The organism is Pseudomonas sp., from assembly GCF_049300855.1.
In the GTDB taxonomy this organism is placed as follows: domain Bacteria; phylum Pseudomonadota; class Gammaproteobacteria; order Pseudomonadales; family Pseudomonadaceae; genus Aquipseudomonas.
The window spans coordinates 16815-36361 of sequence record NZ_JBAQKH010000030.1 but is presented as its reverse complement, the minus strand read 5'-3'; the positions used below and the strand labels follow the sequence as shown (position 1 = coordinate 36361).

Below are 19547 nucleotides of genomic sequence, written 5' to 3'. Positions count from 1 at the left end.
TATTACTCGGCGGCGCTGATTGCCCGCGCCTGAGCCACCTGAGCCGGGGCGAAATGGCAGGTGAACGTGCTGCCGTGACCGGGCACGCTGCTGATTTCCATGCGTGCGCGATGGCGCAGCAACACATGCTTGACGATGGCCAGACCCAGTCCGGTACCGCCGGTGTTGGAGTTGCGGCTGGAGTCGACGCGGTAGAAGCGTTCGGTCAGGCGCGGCAGGTGTTTACTGTCGATGCCGATCCCGGAATCCTGCACGCTCAGGTGCGCGCCCTGATCGTCGCCCCACCAGCGGATGCGGATGTTGCCCTCGGCCGGGGTGTACTTCACGGCGTTGAACACCAGATTGGAAAACGCGCTGCGCAATTCCGCCTCGCTGCCCTTGAGCAACAGGCTGGCGTCGGCTTCGAGGCTGATGCGCTGGTTTTTCGCGCCGGACAATTGCTGTGCGTCGCTCTTGATCGATTGCAGCAGCGTATCGACCTGCACCGGCTGGTTGTCCGACGGGTAGTCGGTGGCTTCCAGTTTCGCCAGCAGCAACAAATCGTTGAGCAGCGTCTGCATGCGTCCGCCCTGTTGTTGCATTTGCTGCAGGGCACGGCTCCAGCGCGGGTTCACTTCTTCGACGTTGTCGAGCAGGGTTTCCAGATAACCGCAGATCACCGTCAGCGGCGTGCGCAGTTCGTGGGAGACGTTGGCGATGAAGTCTTTGCGCATCTGTTCCAGTTGATGAATACGGGTGACGTCGCGCACCAGCATCAAGTGTTCGTTGTTGCCGTAGCGGGTCAGGTACAGCTGAATGCGCACGCGATCGTTGGTCGGCGAAGGGATTTCCAGCGGCTCGGCATAGCTTTCCTGCTCGAAGTACTCCTTGAAGCGCGGATGGCGCACCAGGTTGGTCACCGGTTGGCCACTGTCTTGCGGAGTCTTGAGGCCGAGCAGGGTTTCGGCGGCACGGTTCCACCATTCCAGGTTGCCGTCGCTGTCGAGCATGATCACCGCGTCTTTCAGCGCGGCGGTGGACTCCTGAACCCGGTCGATCACCGCTTGCAGGCGTCCGCGCACACGTTGGTCGCGGCGTTGCAGGTGGTAGATGCTATCGAACACTTCACCCCACAGGCCATAGCCGTCGGGCGGTGCTTCGTCGGGTTGGTGCTGGCGCAGCCACTCGTGCAGCCGCAGCAGTTGCTTGAGCGTCCAGCCCAGATAAATGCCCAGACCCGCCGCGAGGCTCCAGCCGTAATAGCCGGTGATCAGGCCGATCACCAGGCAGGCGGTGACCAGCAACAGCATGTGGCGAATCAGGGTGCCATGCCAGTTTTGATTCACGGGAAATACGGTCCTTGTCTGCGAGTCTGGCGGTCGGATCAGGCCTTGGTGGAAAACCGGTAGCCGGTGCCGCGCACGGTTTGTACCAGATTTTCGTAGGCGTCGCCGAGGGCCTTGCGCAGGCGGCGGATGTGCACGTCGACGGTACGCTCTTCCACATAGACGTTGCCGCCCCAGACCTGATCGAGCAACTGGCCACGGGTGTAGGCGCGTTCCTGATGGGTCATGAAGAATTGCAGCAGACGGTATTCGGTCGGGCCCATTTCGGCGGGTTTGCCGTCGATGGTCACGCGGTGGCTGATCGGGTCGAGCAGCAGGCCGCCGACTTCAATCGGCGCTTCGCCGTCGGTCGGGCCGGCGCGACGCAGCACGGCTTTCAGGCGGGCGACCAGTTCGCGCGGGGAAAACGGTTTGGTGATGTAGTCGTCGGCGCCGACTTCCAGACCCTGGATCTTGTTGTCCTCTTCGCCCTTGGCGGTGAGCATGATGATCGGGATGTCCCCGGTCAGCTCATCGCGTTTCAGACGACGGGCCAACTCGATGCCCGAGGTGCCGGGCAGCATCCAGTCGAGCAGGATCAGGTCCGGCTTGCGGTCGACGATGATGGCGTGTGCCTGCTGCGAGTTCTCTGCCTCGAGGCAGTCATAGCCGGCCATTTCCAACGCAACGGCGATCATTTCGCGAATGGGCGCTTCGTCGTCGACGATCAGAATGCTCCTGCCAACCATGCCTTAATCCTCTTGTCATTTAACTGTCTTGCGCCGCATTAGATAACGGAATTATTGCAGTCGTGTGACAGTATTTTAGTCCGGCAGCGATTGTGCAAATCCTCAACTAAGCTCTAAGTCCGAATCCTGACAACCACAAAAGAAGGTTTCCATGACTCAAATGACTGTTTCTTTCAAAGCACTGCTGATGGCTGCCGCCCTGACTCTGCCCGGATTTGCCATGGCTGCCGAGCCGGCCATGATGAAGGACGGCATGATGGTCGACCACAAAGGCATGACCGTTTATACGTTCGACAAGGACGCTGGCGGCAAGTCGATGTGCAACGGCGATTGCGCGAAAAACTGGCCGCCGATGATGGCGCCGGCAGGGGCCAAGGCTGAAGGCAAATGGACGGTCATCAAGCGCGATGACGGCATGATGCAGTACGCCTATGACGGCAAGCCGCTGTACACCTTCATGAAGGACGAAAAACCTGGAGAAATGAAAGGTGATGGCATGAAAGACGTCTGGCACGTCGTCCACATGTCACAAAAATAACCGCGTCACCCTGTAGGAGCCGAGCTTGCTCGCGAAGGCGTCGTCTCAGTCAGCCTATGTGGCAACTGACCCAAAGCGTTCGCGAGCAAGCTCGCTGCCACAGGTTTGAATCTTCAGCGCAATGCGTAATCCAGCACGATTCCGACGAATATCGCCAACCCGGCCCAGTGGTTGTGCAAGAACGCCTTGAAGCAGCGCATCCGGTCGCGATCCCGCGTGTACCAGAACTCCCACGCATAGCAGCCGGCAGCCACCAGCAAGCCGAGATGGAAGCAGACGCCCAGCTCAAACTTCGACCCCGCCAGCAACAGACAGCCCAGCGACATTGCCTGCAAGCTCAGGATGATCAGCCGATCCGCTTCGCCAAACAGAATCGCCGTCGACTTCACGCCAATCTTCAAGTCGTCATCGCGGTCGGTCATCGCGTAATAGGTGTCGTAACCCACCGTCCACAGCAGGTTGGCAATCCACAGCAGCCACGCCGCCGCCGGCAGTTCGCCGGTCTCGGCCGTGAACGCCATCGGCATGCCCCACGAGAACGCCGCGCCCAGCACCACTTGCGGGTAATAGGTGTAGCGCTTCATGAACGGATAGGTGAAGGCCAGTGCCAGACCGCCCAACGACAACCAGATCGTCGGTGCATTGGTGCACAGCACCAGCAGGAAACTCACGCCCATCAACAGGGCGAAGAACACCAGCGCCTCTTTCGAACTGATCTTGCCGCTGGCCAGCGGTCGCTGCGCGGTGCGTTTGACGTGGCCGTCGACCTTGCGATCGGCCCAGTCGTTGATCACGCAACCACCGGCGCGGGTCAGCACCACGCCGAGGACGAAAATCACCACGTTGGCCAGCGACGGCGAGCCTTTGCCGGCAATCCACAGTGCCCACAAGGTCGGCCACAGCAGCAGATAAATGCCGATCGGCTTGTCCATCCGGGTCAACTGAATGAAATCCCAGGCGCGCGGGTTCAAGCGATTCAGCGACTTGAGCAGGCTCTGATACATCAGCAGTTCTCCGGATGGGCGCGGGCGGCGCTCCACAGGCTCGGCAGGAAGATTTCCGCGACCAGTACGCTCAGCGCGCCACGGTCGAAGCGCGAGCGGCGGCCCCACAGTTGCTGCGCTTTCGCGGCTTGTGGCAGCCATTGTTCAGGGTAGTGGCAAACTTCGAGGGCGCGACGCTGGAACGCCTGATCGCAAAACAGCAATTCGCCCAGCGAGCGGCTGCCCAGTTCGTCCATGTGCAAACCGTCGCCCTGCAAGGCAGCGCGCGAGGCCACGCTGCGAGCAAACACCCAGGCCTCGCCGTGACCGCGCAAATACACCTCGCGCACCCAGCCTTCGCTGCCCTCGGCCAGATCCAGCGCTGCGCACTCGTCAGCGCGCAGGGTGTCCCAGCCTTCGAACAACGGCGTGACGCTGAAGCCATCGTCGGACAGCCGGGTCAGTCGGCGGGTCAGCGAGCCTTCGTCGAACAACCAGTCGAGGGTCAACGAATCGGAGAGGGGCGTCAGTCGGCTTTGGGTCAGCCAGAGCGGGGTCGGGCAGGCATTTGAATGTTGCACAATGAGTCATTATTGGCCGCAAATGAGGCGGCGAGCTTACCATGGCGAGCTGCGAGATTGATTGATCCGGGTCGCCATTGCGCCGAACAGGCTTGCATCTGACCGGCTCCATCAGTACAAAACGCGCTGAGCCGGATGGCAGCGCAATAACCATCGACCGTCCGCGCCGGCAATGAGCCTGAACCCTGAGGAAGTACCTGTATGAAAAAGTGGCAATGCATCGTCTGTGGCCTCATCTACAACGAAGCCGACGGCTGGCCGGATGACGGCATTGCGCCGGGCACCCTGTGGCAGGACGTGCCGGAAGACTGGCTGTGCCCGGACTGCGGCGTCGGCAAGATGGACTTCGAAATGATCGAAATCAACTAAGCACATCGAAAGGAGTAAGGCATGAGCGCACCTGTCGTCATCATTGGCACTGGCCTTGCGGGCTACAACCTGGCCCGCGAGTTTCGCAAGCTCGACAGCGAAACCCCGCTGCTGCTGATCACTGCCGATGACGGCCGCTCTTACTCCAAACCGATGCTCTCCACCGGTTTCGGCAAGAACAAGGACGCCGATGACCTGAGCATGGCTGAACCGGGGGCGATGGCCGAGCAGTTGAAAGCCGAGGTGCGCACCCACACGCGCATCAGCGGCATCGATGCCGGCCACAAGCGTCTGTGGATCGGTGAAGAGGCGGTGTATTACCGCGACCTGATCCTCGCCTGGGGCGCAGAAACCGTGCGTGTACCCATTGAAGGCGACGGCGCGGAACGGGTATTCCCGATCAACGATCTCGAAGATTACGCGCGTTTCCGTGCCGCTGCGGCGGGCAAACGCCGGGTACTGTTACTCGGTGCCGGCCTGATTGGCTGCGAATTCGCCAATGACTTGATCCTCGGCGGCTACGAAGTGCAATTGGTTGCGCCGTGCGAACAAGTCATGCCGATGTTGCTGCACCCCGCCGCTGCGGCAGCGGTGCAGGCCGGGCTGGAGAGCCTCGGTGCGAAATTCCACCTCGGCCCGGTGCTGACCCGCTTGCAGAAAGTCGCCGACGGACTGGAAGCGCATTTGTCCGACGGCCAGGTTATCCCTTGCGACGTTGTGGTCTCGGCCATCGGCCTGCGACCGCGTATCGATCTGGCGGCCGCCGCTGGCGTGCAGGTCAATCGCGGCGTCGTGGTTGATCGGCATCTGAAGACTTCCCACGCCAATATCTATGCGCTGGGTGACTGCGCCGAGGTCGACGGGCTGAATCTGCTGTACGTGATGCCCCTCATGAGTTGTGCGCGTGCGCTGGCACAAACCCTGGCAGGCAACCCGACTGCAGTGAGCTACGGCCCGATGCCGATCACGGTGAAAACTCCGGTCTGCCCACTGGTCGTCTCGCCACCGCCACGGGGCAGCGAAGGCGTCTGGACGGTTGAGGGGCAGGGCGCCGACATCAAGGCCCTGTGTCACAGCGCCGACGGCCAATTGCTCGGCTACGCGCTGACCGGCGCAGCGGTGCTGGAAAAACTTGCCCTGAACAAACAGCTTCCGGCCCTGCTGGCGTAAATACCGGTCGTTCTGTCGGAATCACCCCGCTTTTGCCCCTACAAAGGTCACGGGGAGACTGGCGCCGCCGGTATCCGCGTGCCATTCTCACTCCCGTCTGCCGCAGAGTAGAGCCTGCGGCGCCTTGGGCGCTGTTCCAACGAGAACAGCACGGACATAACAACAAAAAACCGTCAAAGGGGCTTCACTAATGCGTAAACCAGAACTCGCCGCTGCAATCGCTGAAAAAGCAGATCTGACCAAAGAGCAGGCCAACCGCGTACTCAACGCCGTTCTCGAAGAAATCACCGGCGCTCTGCACCGCAAGGACAGCGTGACGCTGGTCGGCTTCGGCACCTTCCTGCAACGCCACCGCGGCGCCCGCACCGGCAAAAACCCGCAAACCGGCGAGCCGGTGAAAATCAAGGCCAGCAACACCGTTGCGTTCAAGCCAGGCAAATCGTTGAAAGACAGCGTTAATCCATAATTGCGGCGGATCCCCTGAATAGCGAGGGAGCACCGTAATCAAAAATGGGCACACCGATTGCGGTCGGGTGCCCATTTTTTGTGGCTGTAAATCGGCTTATTGACGCCGGAAGCAGGCCTTGCCGTTGCCAAAATTGACGGCCAAGCAGTTGGGTTCGATGGCTAATTGCAGATCGTTGAACAACACAGAAAGATCGCCGTTGGCAGGGTCAGGATAGGCTTGCCAGTCCAGCGTCGCCCATCGAGTTTCCGGCATGACGGTGAACCACTCGATTTCATCAGGAGAATTTTTTGTATGCAAACCGATTTTCGCCAATGCTTTTTTTGGGGAGAACGGCAGTGTCAGCGTGTTTCGCTGCGAGTCTGTCCAAACCTCCTTCAATGTCGAACCGTCTTCGAATTGCCAATGAACGTCCACTGGATGGATCGCGGGTGGTGAGACCGGATCGAAGTGATAAAACGTCAACCAATAGTTATGGTCAACTCGTTCTCGCTCATCTGGAGCCAGATATTGGCGGGTGGTCGCCAGATCAAATCCGATTGGTTGTTCGAACGTTAAGGGCTGGTTTTTTCGTTTCTTCCAGCCAATATTGAACGCTCGGCTATCCCCCGCGACATCGAACCATTGATAAGTTTCAGGATTATGATCTGTGCCAAAGCCAATTTTTTTCAGAGCTCTCTGGTGATCGTAAGGAAACCAGAGGTCTGTTTGTTGATTCGAGTTCAAGAGCAATTGACCCGGTGGACCTGAATCGAACTCGAGACTGACCATCACGGGCTTCAGGGGCGGCGGTGGAGGTTGGTGATCGTACCGTAGTTCTAAAACGTAGCTCTCTTTAGCCAACTCATTTTTTTCTTTGTCGGCATATTCCTTTAATTCGATCAGCGTTCTCTCGCGTGAAAGATTGTAGGAAAGCTTCTTTGCTGGTTGGGCAGCAGGCTCTTGCTCCAGCATGAGAGTGTTTTCCTCGACATACCAGTTTCCCTTGGCGACACCGCCAGCCGATCCGTAGGCGATACCAGCAGAAAAGGTGCCGTCCTTACGCAACAGCAACTCGGCGCCCATTTCCATTGCGCCAGACAGGTAGTAATGACCGTCCAGCGGGGTGTATGCGGATGCGTGGGTAACGGGAAGCCACATCAGCGCTGCGAACAACAGCGGTTTCAATTCCATGAGGTAATGCTCCTTACCAGCTCCCGAAGGGAATGCCGAATTTTTCGATGTAGGCTTTGGATACGTCGGTTAGAGGCCGATGTTTACCGCCGGATTTACCCTCGTAAGGGCCTTTGGGATTGATTGTTCCTTGAACGCGGGCAATTTCGACCGCCTTAAAGCAGGGGCCGCCCAGCCAGACCTTTGCTATGCCGCCGGGTGCCAGACCGATACCGATATCATTGCGGTAATCGGTGATCCATTTTCCATCAGCCCTGCAGAAAGCTTTTTCCGGCTTGCGCATGATTTCCCGGGCCGATTCGGAAATGGTGATGTAAGCCTCATAGGTTTGAGGTTCGGCCTGGGATTGCCATCGTACATAGATCAAACGGGGCAGGTCGGCGCCGGTGACATCCCGCCCTGCGCCACTTCCGGGGTTTTCTGGCCACCCTGCGGGCGTGCCTTTGTTATCAGCGGGAGCTCTTACCGAAGCAATTCCGGCTCCGGCACGTCGGAATACTCGCTCTCGAATATCCACCACATCGGCGGTTTCAATCCAGACCTCCATGTAGTCCGGTGCTCCAAAGCCAAGGAACCAGGGCAGCTTGTCCGCAGCTTGGGAGACGTCTAGTCCGCAGCCGGCCATCAATATGCCTAGAAGGAAGTGCATTGTTTTCCTGATAGGTCGAGTGAAGTCATTCATGGGGATGCACCACTCGTTGGTTGTTCTTGGTTGGTCGGTTGATGAAAACAATGCTCATGTCGCTGCTGTTCAGGCCCTTGGCTGCATTCCAGTGAGCGGAAAGATGTATATAGCGGCTACGTAACAAAGCCCTTTCTTTGATAGTCAGCGCTTCGACGGATGATTTTCCAAGCGCATAAGCTTCAAGCTTGGCGTGGATCGGGATCAATTCCGCAGGCAGGGCCAGTCTTGGCTCATTCTCGTCAATCTCGTCGAATGGCACTCCATGCCTAACCGCAAGCTCACGCATGATGCGTAGATACACCAGTGACAGCTCGCCATGTACCGGTCGCTCAATGCTGGCCGCTGCGTAAACCCGCTTCTGGGGATCCTGTGTGGATCTGCCCCTTTCTGTCGGTTGAGTAACGGCTCTTTCCCAAAATGCCACGCGCAAATGGCTGCCCGGGACGTCCTCATCGATGACGCCTTTTGCATACCAGGCAAATGCTTCTTTCTCGGCCGCAACATAGGCCACACTGCGGGTCGCGTCCTTGTCTCGGCTGATAGTGCTGGTGATCGGGTTGCTCAGCAGAAGTTTTTCCTTGGCCCTGGGCAAGTAGCCGCCGCCCAGATCCGAGTGAACACCGGGCAAAGCCAGATCGATGTCGCCCAGGCTGTTAAGTGCGAAGTTCTCGCGATATTCATCACGCGCAACCAGGTGGACTACTTTGTTGGCGCAACCATCAGGCAGCTTTAAATCGAGACCGTGGTTTCTGCTGTTAGCGCCGGTAAAATCGAGCAGCCATGGGTTGGCGATTGCTGCAACGGTGTCAAACAAACCTATGAAATTAATGCTGATACTTGATTGCGGCTGCCAGTCAAAGCTGCTGGAGAGAGCCGGAGAACCTGCTGGAAGCGCATCCGCAAGAATACTGCGATTGCCTTTGAGAACTTCATTTGCAAAGTGTCGAGCCGCAGCGGCACCTCGACTGAAGCCGAAAATATCGAATTCGATCTTTTCTATAAGTAGATTGGGGTTCTTATCGATCAGTGAGCGAAATTGGCGAATGATTTTTTCAGGGCTCTGCTCCACACGAGCTGATACGCCAGTCTCACCTCGGCCTGTTGCTTGTGCGTAAAGTGAGTCACCTGCCTCAGCTGTTGTGCCAATACCTTCGATATACACGCGCAAAGAGGCGTTTCTCGTTTTCTCCGACAGTGTTTCGAAGGAATGATCCGTATACAGCTCATACAGCCGCACAATGTTGCTCACATCATTTCCGTAACTATTGTCCGGCGAACTCCCGTTTCCGTCGTAACCATAGGTGGCGCAGTGCTGCTGGATTTCTTCAGCCGCTTCCGCGAGATTGGCATCCGGGGCATAGCACGCGGCGACCGTCTCGCTGTTGGCCTTATTGTTCCCTGTCCCATCGAAAAACACTCCGATGCGCAAGGTGATGCCGCCCGGCGCTTCATCCTCCAGCTCGACTTCTTCCTCCTCTTCTTCGAGTTCGTCGTCTGCGCGTGCGTGCACCGATGGCGCAACGGGTAATGCGCCATCCAGTCCAGGCAGCAGCAGATGGGGGGCTTCACTGGCGTTTGGCTTGCGGCCCGTCTCGATTTCCGTGCTGCTGAAAATACCGCCTGCGTCGATCACGAGGTGATGGCCGCCGGCTTTCAGCGTGATGCTGGCGCCGGCATCCAGCACCACACTGGCGCCGGCCTTCAGATGCACTTGCTGGCCGGCCTCGATGTCGAGAGACTTTCCAGCCTTGGTGTAACTGCTGCCATTGATGGTTTCGCGGCGTTCGTTGCCCACTTCCAGTTGAAGGCTGTTGCCGACTTTCTGCGCCATGTCGCGTTGCGCGCGCAAGTAGATCAGTTCCTGTCCCGCGCGATCTTCAATCGACAGTTCGTTGTAGCCGCCATTGCGCGGCGAGCTTTCGCTGCGCAAGACGGTTTTGGTCTTGTGGTCGGGTAAAGAGTAGGGCGGCGTGGTAACTCTGTTGGCCACACACCCGGTGATCAGTGGTTTGTCCGGGTCACCCTCCAAAAAGGACACCACGACTTCCATGCCGACCCGCGGAATGGTCACAGCTCCAAAATGATCTCCGGCCCAACTGCTCGCCACGCGTACCCAGCAACTGCTGCGCTCACTGTTGAGTTCTTTGCGATCCCAAGGAAGTTCGATCTTCACGCGACCTAACTCATCGCAGTAAATCTCTTCGTCTTCGGGGCCGGTAACCCGTGCGGTCTGGATCACCAGCGGGCGGCGTGGTGCAGGCAGCGGAGGCCGGAAAACCACCTCAGCGGGAATCACGCTAAAGCGATTTCGGTAGCCTTGGGTAAAACCATCGGCGGTTTTGACGTCGCTGGGGCCGAACTCCTCAAGCACTTGTGGCTGTCGGCCTTCATGGGCAACGCTGAGCAGAAGCCACAGGTCGTTGCACTTTTTACGCGGGTGTCCGGTCAGCTCAAACAGGTGGCCACAACGCAGATTCGTCTGATCGCTTTCGCCGTCGCCCAGTTCGTAATCGCTACGGTGGCGCTCCAGTGCCTGACGGGCAATTTGTTTGCCGCGCCTTTCGTTCTCGATCAGCAGCGGATAGCGGTAGTCCTCAAGCGTTGGAGTGAACCCGGCGGTGAAGCGGCTTTCAAGCAACAGGCTCGGGCGCTTCAGGTCGTAGTCACGGCGGGTGACGGAGCAGGTGCGCGTGCTGTTACGCACACCAAATCGGCTGATCACCTGATGCTCGGCCACCATGCCGGATTCCTGCTTATACGGTGTCGCAGCCAACCTGGGGAGAAACACCTGGTCATCGGTGAACACCAGCAAATGGCCGTCTGTCGAATGCTGGTGATGCCAGGCGATACCGTCCTCGGCGCACAGCCGCTGGATAAATTCAAAATCGCTTTCCGCGTATTGAGTGCAATAGTCGCGAGGCGGATTCGGGGTGACATGAAAGCTGAAGGCATCACCTTGAATACCGTGACCCTTGAGCACCTGCGCGATGATCTGCGGCACCGTGCGCTGCTGAAAAATCCGTTGGTCATGGCTGAACTGCAAGTAGTACAACGCCGGCACCAGCGTCAGTTGGTAATCGGTGAGGCGTTTTCCGGCTTCACCCATCCGCACATCTTCAATGCGTCCGTGAAGGCCTTCTTGGTTAAACCCGAATTGCAGAAACGCCGGCTGACTGAGCAGTCCTTCCAGATCGATATCCGCTCGTTCACTGACCAGTTCGACCCGGATGGCGTACAGGCAGCTGATGGCTTCATCACCAGCAAATGCGAGCACCTTGAAGTCGTGGCGAACTCCGGGAATCTGCAGGGTAAAAGGCGCGCAATTGCCCGTGCTGAACATACGCTTGTCCTTAAGCAAAATGAGTCGATGCGCGGTGTTCGATCGTCCCTGATCGCCACGCGTAAAAAAATTCGCCAAGGCACGCTAGCTGCGCGGGAAATAAATTGATGTAAGAAGTATCTCTGTCATTTGTCAGAGACTTCCGGGTTGTAAGGTGTTGTATGAATTGAAGGAAAGGGCCGTAGGAAGCCACTTCGGAAGTTATTGAGTTAGCACGAATGTGCAGTGTTTCCGGCCTGCTAAAAGTTTCACAAAGTAATTTGCCATCAAATTGATGGCACTTTTTTTGTTGGTCATTGTCCTCGCTGAATTATTCAAAGAGACCAATGCATTTTAGGAAGAGTCCTACTTCTATTTTTTTCAAGAGTTGTCATGCTTGCCGCCCTGTAATGGGATGAGCGTCCGGCAGGATGTCGCCTCACCGCGCAGAAGCGCTCTGGCTCGGGGCTTTGACGGAGGCGAGAGAAATGCGGCGAATATAAATGACTATCAGGGATTCCCTTGCAACATATAGGGCGATCTCCTACAGGCCTCAATGAACACTTCGTCTTGTTGTTTAATCAGATGCTTGCTAGTGGCCATCATAGTGATTACGATGCGCCCACTTGAAAGAGCACATCTCAATTGGATGAGTCGCTTCACCGCTCTTCGATACTGTCCCGCGCCGCCGCAACTCCAATAGGCGCATGACTGTAATCCTTAATAAAGGCCATGGATGTCCTACTCAAGCAAACTTTCCGCCCATTACCTCGAACTCGCAAAAGTCTCTGTTTCCAAAGAGAATTTCGCGGGCGAAGACGTTCGTTTTTCGAGCGAATTCGAGGCACTGGAAAGCGAGCTGGCCAAAGCCTCGTCGATGCACGAAAGCGGGCAGATCGACTGGCTGAAAATTCGCGAAAACAGCGAAAATCTTCTACGTACCCAATCCAAGGATTTGCGTGTCGGCGCCTGGCTGACCTGGTCGCTGTACCAGCGCGAATCCTTCCCCGGCCTCCTTGCCGGTCTCGGCTTGCTGCACCATTTGTCGGAAAACAACTGGGCCGACGTTCACCCGCTCAAACCCCGCACTCGTGCCGCCGCGATCGGCTGGCTGGTGCCGCGTCTCGAGCAGGTCATCACCGAAAACATTGCGATCAAAGAGCAGTTGCCGATGTTCCGGCAGCTCTCCGAGCACCTGTCGGGTCTTGAAGCCGCTTGCGCCGAGCACCTGGGCGATGACTCGCCGTTGCTGCTGCCGATCTCCCGCCGCTTGAAAACCATGATCCAGCGCGCGGCCGACAATCAGCCGGCCCCCGGCGTGGTGGGCGCGGCGGTGGCGCAGGTCAAGCAAGCCGCGAGCCAGTTGCTCACCCCCGGCGCGCCGATCGACAACGAACGAGATGCGCACAAAGCCCTGCGTGCCCAGCAGGAAAGTGCTCGCCCGCTGTGCGCCTGGTGGCTGAAGCAGAAGGCCACCGACCTGCGCGCCCTGCGCCTCAATCGCACGCTGCTGTGGATGACCATCGACGCGGTGCCCGAGCGCAACGCCGAGCAGATCACCGTGCTGCGCGGTCTGCCGCTGGAAAAACTCAAGCTCTATCAGGACCGTTTCGATCAGGGCAAATACGCTGACCTGCTGGTGGAACTGGAGGCGAGCCTGGCGAAGGCGCCGTTCTGGTTCGATGGCCAGAGGATGGTCTGGGAATGTCTCCAGAACCTCAACGCCGAGCTGGCAATGCGCGAAGTGGAAATCCACTTCGCGCTTTTGGTTCAACGGCTGCCCGGCATTGTCGAGTTGCGCTTCCATGACGGCGCGCCGTTTGCCGATCCGTCCACCCGCGCGTGGATCGCCGCCAACGTCATGCCGCACCTGCAAAGCGCCAGTGCACCGCGCAAGGTCGAAAGCGAAAACGTCGAAACCCAGCCGGCCTGGGAAAAGGCCCTCGAAGAAGTCCTGCCGCTGCTGCGCAAGGAAGGCTTGAAGCCTGCCGTGCAGACGCTCAAGCAGGGTTTGCAATCGGCTCACGGTGGCCGCGAACGCTTCTTCTGGCAGTTCGCCCTCGCGCGCCTGTGCTTCATGGCCAAGAAATACGAACTGGCCAAGAACCAGCTGGAAACCCTCGATCAGACATTACAGGACTCAGGCCTGCACGCCTGGGAGCCCGATCTTGCATTGGAAGTGCTGCATCTACTGCATAGCTGCTGCGAGTTGTTGCCGCAGAACCATGCCGTACGTGAACGCAAGGAAGAGATTTATCGCAGGCTGTGCCACCTCGACCTCGAAGTGGTACTCGAATAGGCCCCAGGGCCACAACCGCAAGGAGAAAAGCCATGGCCAAAGAAGGCTCGGTAGCCCCCAAGGAACGCATCAACGTCACCTTCAAACCCGCCACCGGCGGTGCTCAGGAAGAGATTGAACTGCCGCTGAAGCTGCTGGCAATCGGTGACTACACCCACCGCAAGGACGATCGCAAAATCGAAGATCGCAAGCCGATCAGCATCGACAAGATGACCTTCGACGAAGTGTTGGCCAAGCAAGAACTGGGTCTGACGCTGAGCGTGCCGAACCGTCTGCAGGAAGATGGCGAGGCCGACGAGCTGGCTGTGCAACTGCGCGTCAATTCGATGAAGGACTTCAACCCGGCCAGCCTGGTCGAGCAAGTGCCTGAGCTGAAAAAACTGATGGAACTGCGCGATGCGCTGGTGGCCCTCAAAGGCCCGCTGGGTAACGCACCTGCGTTCCGTAAAGCGATCGAAGGCGTGCTCGCCGACGACGAATCCCGCGGTCGCGTACTCGGTGAGCTGGGCCTGAACGCCGCAGCCCCGGACGCCTGAGACTCCAGCCAAGGAAGCCAACACAATGAGCACTAGCGCAGCACAAGAGAAGAGCGCCGCCAGCGGCGAATACAGCATTCTCGACAGCATCATCGCTGAAACCCGTCTGACTCCGGACGACGAAGCCTACGACATCGCCAAGCGCGGTGTGTCGGCGTTCATCGAAGAACTGCTCAAGCCGCAGAACAACGGTGAGCCGGTCAAGAAGGCCATGGTTGACCGCATGATCGCCGAGATCGATGCCAAGCTCAGCCGTCAGATGGACGAAATCCTGCACCACCCGGACTTCCAGGCCCTGGAATCGTCGTGGCGTGGTCTGCAGTTGCTGGTCGATCGCACCAACTTCCGCGAAAACATCAAGATCGAAATCCTCAACGTCTCCAAAGAAGACCTGCTGGACGATTTCGAAGATTCGCCGGAAGTCATGCAGTCGGGCCTGTACAAGCACATCTACACCGCTGAATACGGCCAGTTCGGTGGTCAGCCTGTGGGCGCGATCATCGCTAACTACTACATGTCGCCAAGCTCGCCAGACGTCAAGCTGATGCAGTACGTGGCCAGCGTTTCGTGCATGTCGCACGCGCCGTTCATCGCTGCTGCCGGCCCGAAATTCTTCGGTCTGGAAAGCTTCACCGGCCTGCCGGATCTGAAAGATCTGAAAGACCACTTCGAAGGCCCGCAATTCGCCAAGTGGCAGAGCTTCCGTACTTCGGAAGACTCCCGCTATGTTGGCCTGACCGTGCCGCGTTTCCTGCTGCGTAACCCGTACGATCCGGAAGAAAACCCGGTCAAATCGTTCGTGTACAAGGAAACCGTTGCCAACAGCCACGAGCACTACCTGTGGGGCAACACTGCCTACGCATTCGGCACCAAGCTGACTGACAGCTTCGCCAAATTCCGCTGGTGCCCGAACATCATCGGTCCGCAGAGCGGTGGCGCGGTAGAAGACCTGCCTCTGCACCATTTCGAAAGCATGGGCGAAATCGAAACCAAGATCCCTACCGAGGTTCTGGTTTCCGACCGTCGTGAATACGAACTGGCCGAGGAAGGCTTCATCTCCCTGACCATGCGTAAAGGCTCCGACAACGCGGCGTTCTTCTCCGCAAGCTCGGTGCAGAAGCCGAAGTTCTTCGGCATCAGCGCAGAAGGCAAGGCGGCAGAGCTGAACTACAAGCTCGGCACCCAACTGCCGTACATGATGATCGTCAACCGCCTGGCTCACTACTTGAAAGTGCTGCAGCGCGAGCAACTCGGTTCGTGGAAAGAACGTACCGACCTCGAGCTGGAACTGAACAAGTGGATCCGTCAGTACGTTGCCGACCAGGAAAACCCGAGCGCCGAAGTGCGTGGCCGTCGTCCACTGCGCGCTGCGCAAATCATTGTCAGCGACGTTGAAGGCGAGCCAGGCTGGTACCGCGTGAGCTTGAACGTGCGTCCGCACTTCAAGTACATGGGTGCCGATTTCACCCTGTCGCTGGTTGGCAAGCTGGACAAAGAGTAAGAGCGACTCATGGACGGATACGGCAGCCTGTTCGAACGCCTCAACGGCGACGCACAACTACGCAAGGGCAACAGCCTTGAGGCTTGTGCCATGGCGTCAGTGGCTGCTCATCTGGCCAAAATGCTCAGCACCCGGGCCGGCAGCGTGCAAACGCTGGCCGACTACGGGTTGCCCGATCTCAATGACATGCGCCTGAGCCTGCACGACTCCCTGAGTCAGGCCCGTCTGGCCATCGAAAACTTCATCGAAGCCTACGAGCCGCGCCTGAGCAATGTGCGTGTCATTTCCCTGCCGCGTGACCACGATCAACTGCGCCTGGCCTTCAGTATCGAAGGCCTGCTGGAAGTTGAAGGGTTCAAGCGTCAGGTCAGTTTTTCCGCGCGCCTGGATGGCAGCGGACAAGTGAAGGTCACCTAAGGAGATCCCCGATGTCTGGCAAACCAGCAGCACGCGTATCCGACCCCACCGCTTGCCCACTTCCAGGCCACGGTACCAACCCGATCGCCGCCGGTTCCGGCGACGTGTTCTTCGACGGCCTCGCGGCCGCCCGCCAAGGCGATGCCTCGGCGTGTGGTGGTGCGATGGTCGGTGATCTGGCGAACACGGTTTTGATCAATGGCAAACCGGCCGCCACGGTCGGCTCTGTTGGCTCTCACGGCAACAAGGTTACGGCAGGTTCCGGGACGGTGATCATCGGGAATTCGCATTCGCCAGCGCCCTTTTCGGGGCTTGCCGCTATAGCGCTTGTCGCGGCGCTGGATTACCGACTGGGTTTGAAGTCCGGTGGCAACTCGGTACTGACGCCGCTGGAAATTCCAGACTTCGACGAGCTGAAATCAGGAACATCGAAAAACCGTGAGTTGGTCGATTTCGTTGTCGAGAACCGCATGGACGCAGCTGACAGTGTGAAGCTGGAAGTGCTGGACGGCGAGAAGCCGGTCTACGCCGAAGCCAACACTGCGCCGTTCCTGCCGCCAGGCAAGCACCCATGGCAATGGGACGGCTACGACACGGTCGGCATCCTCGACACCAAAATCCTCAAAAGCCCAAACCTCAAGGTACGTCTGACCGCGACCGGAGCAGGCAAGCAGCAAGTCACCGAAGTGAAGCTCGCTTGTTCGGCCGAAGAGGTGAAGTGGGTCGATGTGCGTATCGACCGTAATGCCAAGACCGTGGAAGTGACCCTGCGCCCGAGCTTCTCGGATGGTGGCAGCAGTGGTTCCACGCCTGGCCTGGTGCCTACGCCATTCAGCACTCTGCTGGGTTGGGCCAAGGAAGGCATCGAACTGTATTGGTCTCGCAATGGTTCGCGCGGCGGTGGTATTGCAGAAGGCATCACGACCAGCAAAGGGGTCTACAAAGTCACGGTCAAGGCCGACGTCAATGTCGAGCCCAAGGCCGGGAACTTCCCGTTGATTGATTCGTTGTCAGCGGACTTCGGTCGTTCGACCAGCCTGGCGATTGCCCGCAAGGTTTACCACAACGCTGGCTATGCCTTTGACCAGCTCGTCAAGCGTCAGGGCCTCACGGCTGCGGATGCTGCCAACTACGCCCAGGGAGAGTTCAAAGAGACTTCGGCGCATGAATTCGGGCATCTGATTCTCAACGAATACGGTGGCGGGCTGATCCCGAATTACTCGTGGACGCACAAGGAAACGTCAACGTTGATGCAGAACCCAAAGGCCAACCACCCGACACCGAGCACGGGTGAGGTGGATGTCATGCATTACTTCAGCAGCTACACCCAGTCGGCCGCCAACCTGCAGAAGCGCATGGCCGCTTCCGAACAAGACGTGAAGAGCTTGCTTTGGCTGGCCAGGGTTGAATTCGATGACTAGGTTCGCCGGTTTCATCCTGCTGTTTGTCTCCCTGTACGGCTGCGCCGCGCAGCAGGTCTACAACAACCATGTGTACATGGAAAACCGTTGTGGCCAGCCACTGGAGATCAAGGTCTCCAACAGCTCGAACATGCATTCACTGGAGCGCAACCTTACCGTTGCAGCAGGCGCACGTGCGCTCGTGGCGAGTTTTGCTTCTTACGGTGAAGACGTGATCGAACAGATCCCGAGCAATTATCAGCTGACCCTCCAGGATGCCGCGGGTAGCAAGACCCTGGACGCCGCTCAGTTGAAACAACACCTGGCTGCCGTCGAGAAAGTCACTGAAGGCACGCAGCGCGAGTGGACAATCAGCGAGGCATCGGTTTGTCCATGAAACTGCCAAGGACGATTTTGATGATGAGATGGGCAAGCTTCTTCGCGTGCTTCGTTTCGCTGACCGCATGCGCTGCGCAGCAGGTCTATCGCAATGATGTTTACCTGTTGAACACTTGTGGAGTACCACTGGAACTGGCGCTGGCGAATGACTCCAACTATGACGATCAGCCACGCAGTTTCACGTTAAACCCGAACCAGCGCAGTTCCATCGGCAACTACCAGTCATTCGGTGAAGACGTATCGGGTCAGATCAGCGACCAGTACAGCCTGTCGATCAAAAGCCAGAACGCGACTAAGTCCATCGACGCGCAGACCTTGCGAAATACAGTAGCGAGCATCAAAAAAACTGAAGACAAAGCTGTCCGCTCCTGGACGGTCGATACCGGGGCTTTCTGCCCATGAAGCATTTGTTCGGGTTGGCTTGATGAAACTCAGAGCCTGGCAATGTCTCATCGCTTTTCTCAGCTCGGTCGGTTTGCTGGCGATTCTGGTCGGCTTGACGCTGCTGCTGCGAATGGAAAGCTCGACCGCACCAAAGCTGTTCGCGCATCCCAATGCGTTGTGGGTTGGCGCCGAGGATGGCGGGGTATTCGTCGAGATTACCAAGCACGAAGCGCCGGACTATTACGTGGAAATTCGTCACGAAAATGGTGGGATGTGGACTGAAGGCTGGGTTCGATATGGCACCAGGGAAAGCCATCCACTCAGCGCTGCGGCAATTGGTGGCTACGGCGGTGAAGAGCTCTATGTCTATACGGGTGTCGCGATCACGGCGCAAAAACAGGGAGTTGCGCAGCGATGAATAAATACGTGCCAGCGACCCCGGGGCAGGAGACGGACGCATGACCGACTCAGGTCGCTTCGCAATGATTTGGCTGCAGCGCTTGCTACTCGTGGTGGGAGCGTTCGCCTGCATGCTCTATTTTGCTGCGCACGCGCTTTCCAACGCTTTTATGTTGCTGATGGACCGCGAAAATTTTATCCCTGCACAGTCGTCCATCTGGACATTTGAACCTTACGAAATCAATCAAGGTTCTTCGTCTTACTGGCTCTACGGTGAGGACAGGAACAACTATTACTTTTTTGCGTACGTCCCTGAACATTCATATCGCGTGATCGCAAAAGACAATCGGTGCGCAGGCTTCGACAAGCGCGATGTCCGCACATGGTGCATGGATCACGCTGTGGAGGTTCGCCGATGACCGACTCATCAAGCGAGATGCTCATGCTCAGTCGCGCGCAACTCAGCTTCTTCATGGCTGCATTGTGGTGTCCATTGCTGGCGGTGTTGGCGATTACTTCCTATGACCTGTGGAATGGCGAGTACTCGTCGTTCGATTCGTCCGAGACCCGCTGGCAGTACCTGTTGTGGTGGGGCATTCCCGGGTTTCTGGGTTTCTCGCTGTGGATGTCCCGATCGGCGCAGAGCCGCAACGAGCAACAGGCACTACGGATGGTTTGGTGGGCGCCGGTGAAGTTCATCCCGTTCTACGCCGTGCCATGGATGCTGTATGGCCTGCTCAGTCTGGTTGTCGGGCAACTCGGTGATGCCTACATGGCGTACGGCTGGATCACGATTGTGCCGTTCCTGCTGATTGGCGGTTATGTCTGTGCCGGCGTGACAGTCGCGCTCTACAGGATATTTTTTTGATGCGTTC

General features: G+C 58.0%; 20 protein-coding genes and 1 pseudogene. 14 read left to right on the top strand and 7 right to left on the bottom strand.

The window, feature by feature from the left end; genetic code table 11:
* Window positions 1-2 precede the first annotated feature (2 nt).
* Window positions 3-1289 (bottom strand): phosphate regulon sensor histidine kinase PhoR, encoded by a 1287-nt coding sequence (gene phoR, locus WA225_RS17820; RefSeq protein WP_422609116.1) that lies wholly within the window; start codon window positions 1287-1289, stop codon window positions 3-5.
* Window positions 1290-1363: 74 nt separating this feature from the next.
* A complete protein-coding gene (gene phoB / locus WA225_RS17815) occupies window positions 1364-2053 on the bottom strand; it encodes a phosphate regulon transcriptional regulator PhoB (RefSeq protein ID WP_007896474.1) in 690 nt (229 codons plus the stop codon).
* Between the two features lie 151 nt (window positions 2054-2204).
* Between phoB and WA225_RS17810 the strand changes: the two genes are divergently transcribed.
* Entirely contained in the window at window positions 2205-2591 is a 387-nt protein-coding gene (locus WA225_RS17810) for a hypothetical protein (protein WP_422608956.1), read from the top strand.
* Between the two features lie 113 nt (window positions 2592-2704).
* Here WA225_RS17810 and ubiA read toward each other — a convergent pair whose 3' ends face one another.
* Window positions 2705-3595, bottom strand: coding sequence for a 4-hydroxybenzoate octaprenyltransferase (gene ubiA / locus WA225_RS17805; protein WP_422608955.1), 891 nt, complete (start codon window positions 3593-3595; stop codon window positions 2705-2707).
* Window positions 3595-4155, bottom strand: a complete 561-nt coding sequence (locus tag WA225_RS17800) for a chorismate--pyruvate lyase family protein (protein WP_422608954.1) — start codon at window positions 4153-4155, stop codon at window positions 3595-3597. Before WA225_RS17800 ends, ubiA begins: the two co-directional genes overlap by 1 nt.
* 201 nt (window positions 4156-4356) lie before the next feature.
* Between WA225_RS17800 and WA225_RS17795 the strand changes: the two genes are divergently transcribed.
* From WA225_RS17795 to WA225_RS17785, 3 genes are all read left to right on the top strand, one after another.
* On the top strand, window positions 4357-4524 hold the full coding sequence (locus tag WA225_RS17795) for a rubredoxin (RefSeq protein ID WP_003437744.1): 168 nt from the start codon (window positions 4357-4359) through the stop codon (window positions 4522-4524).
* Between the two features lie 21 nt (window positions 4525-4545).
* A complete protein-coding gene (locus WA225_RS17790; protein ID WP_422608953.1) occupies window positions 4546-5694 on the top strand; it encodes an NAD(P)/FAD-dependent oxidoreductase in 1149 nt (382 codons plus the stop codon).
* Window positions 5695-5884: 190 nt separating this feature from the next.
* Window positions 5885-6160, top strand: coding sequence for an HU family DNA-binding protein (locus tag WA225_RS17785; protein ID WP_003213368.1), 276 nt, complete (start codon window positions 5885-5887; stop codon window positions 6158-6160).
* A 96-nt stretch (window positions 6161-6256) separates the two neighbouring features.
* Here the strand turns inward: WA225_RS17785 and WA225_RS17780 are convergent, their stop codons facing one another.
* Genes WA225_RS17780 through tssI form a run of 3 tightly spaced genes read right to left on the bottom strand, consistent with a single transcriptional unit; the run spans window position 6257 to window position 11358 of the window.
* The gene (locus WA225_RS17780) at window positions 6257-7333 is read right to left on the bottom strand and encodes a hypothetical protein (RefSeq protein WP_422608952.1); all 1077 of its coding nucleotides are present in this window, start codon (window positions 7331-7333) and stop codon (window positions 6257-6259) included.
* 13 nt (window positions 7334-7346) lie between these two features.
* Window positions 7347-8015, bottom strand: a complete 669-nt coding sequence (locus WA225_RS17775; protein ID WP_422608951.1) for a DUF2931 family protein — start codon at window positions 8013-8015, stop codon at window positions 7347-7349.
* Entirely contained in the window at window positions 8008-11358 is a 3351-nt protein-coding gene (gene tssI, locus WA225_RS17770; protein WP_422608950.1) for a type VI secretion system tip protein TssI/VgrG, read from the bottom strand. The genes WA225_RS17775 and tssI overlap by 8 nt, the downstream gene beginning before the upstream one ends.
* A 715-nt stretch (window positions 11359-12073) precedes the next feature.
* On the opposite strand from tssI, the gene tssA reads away from it, so the two are divergent.
* The 10 genes and pseudogenes from tssA (at window position 12074) to WA225_RS17720 (ending at window position 19540) form a co-directional block, all read left to right on the top strand.
* On the top strand, window positions 12074-13636 hold the full coding sequence (gene tssA, locus WA225_RS17765; protein ID WP_007920270.1) for a type VI secretion system protein TssA: 1563 nt from the start codon (window positions 12074-12076) through the stop codon (window positions 13634-13636).
* A gap of 32 nt (window positions 13637-13668) precedes the next feature.
* Window positions 13669-14172 (top strand): type VI secretion system contractile sheath small subunit, encoded by a 504-nt coding sequence (gene tssB, locus WA225_RS17760; RefSeq protein ID WP_003229587.1) that lies wholly within the window; start codon window positions 13669-13671, stop codon window positions 14170-14172.
* A 25-nt stretch (window positions 14173-14197) separates the two neighbouring features.
* Entirely contained in the window at window positions 14198-15673 is a 1476-nt protein-coding gene (gene tssC, locus WA225_RS17755) for a type VI secretion system contractile sheath large subunit (RefSeq protein ID WP_008078745.1), read from the top strand.
* A gap of 9 nt (window positions 15674-15682) precedes the next feature.
* Window positions 15683-16090, top strand: coding sequence for a type VI secretion system baseplate subunit TssE (tssE, locus tag WA225_RS17750; RefSeq protein WP_007920274.1), 408 nt, complete (start codon window positions 15683-15685; stop codon window positions 16088-16090).
* Between the two features lie 11 nt (window positions 16091-16101).
* Window positions 16102-16395, top strand: a pseudogene (locus WA225_RS17745) (PAAR domain-containing protein); the annotation flags it as partial.
* 1108 nt (window positions 16396-17503) lie between these two features.
* Window positions 17504-17887: a hypothetical protein gene (locus WA225_RS17740; RefSeq protein ID WP_331693138.1), complete on the top strand. Its 384-nt coding sequence runs from the start codon at window positions 17504-17506 to the stop codon at window positions 17885-17887.
* 20 nt (window positions 17888-17907) lie between these two features.
* Window positions 17908-18291 (top strand): hypothetical protein, encoded by a 384-nt coding sequence (locus WA225_RS17735; RefSeq protein WP_422608949.1) that lies wholly within the window; start codon window positions 17908-17910, stop codon window positions 18289-18291.
* Window positions 18292-18313: 22 nt separating this feature from the next.
* Window positions 18314-18691, top strand: a complete 378-nt coding sequence (locus WA225_RS17730; protein WP_422608948.1) for a hypothetical protein — start codon at window positions 18314-18316, stop codon at window positions 18689-18691.
* 40 nt (window positions 18692-18731) lie between these two features.
* On the top strand, window positions 18732-19091 hold the full coding sequence (locus WA225_RS17725) for a hypothetical protein (RefSeq protein ID WP_422608947.1): 360 nt from the start codon (window positions 18732-18734) through the stop codon (window positions 19089-19091).
* Window positions 19088-19540, top strand: coding sequence for a hypothetical protein (locus WA225_RS17720; RefSeq protein WP_422608946.1), 453 nt, complete (start codon window positions 19088-19090; stop codon window positions 19538-19540). Before WA225_RS17725 ends, WA225_RS17720 begins: the two co-directional genes overlap by 4 nt.
* Window positions 19541-19547 lie beyond the last annotated feature (7 nt).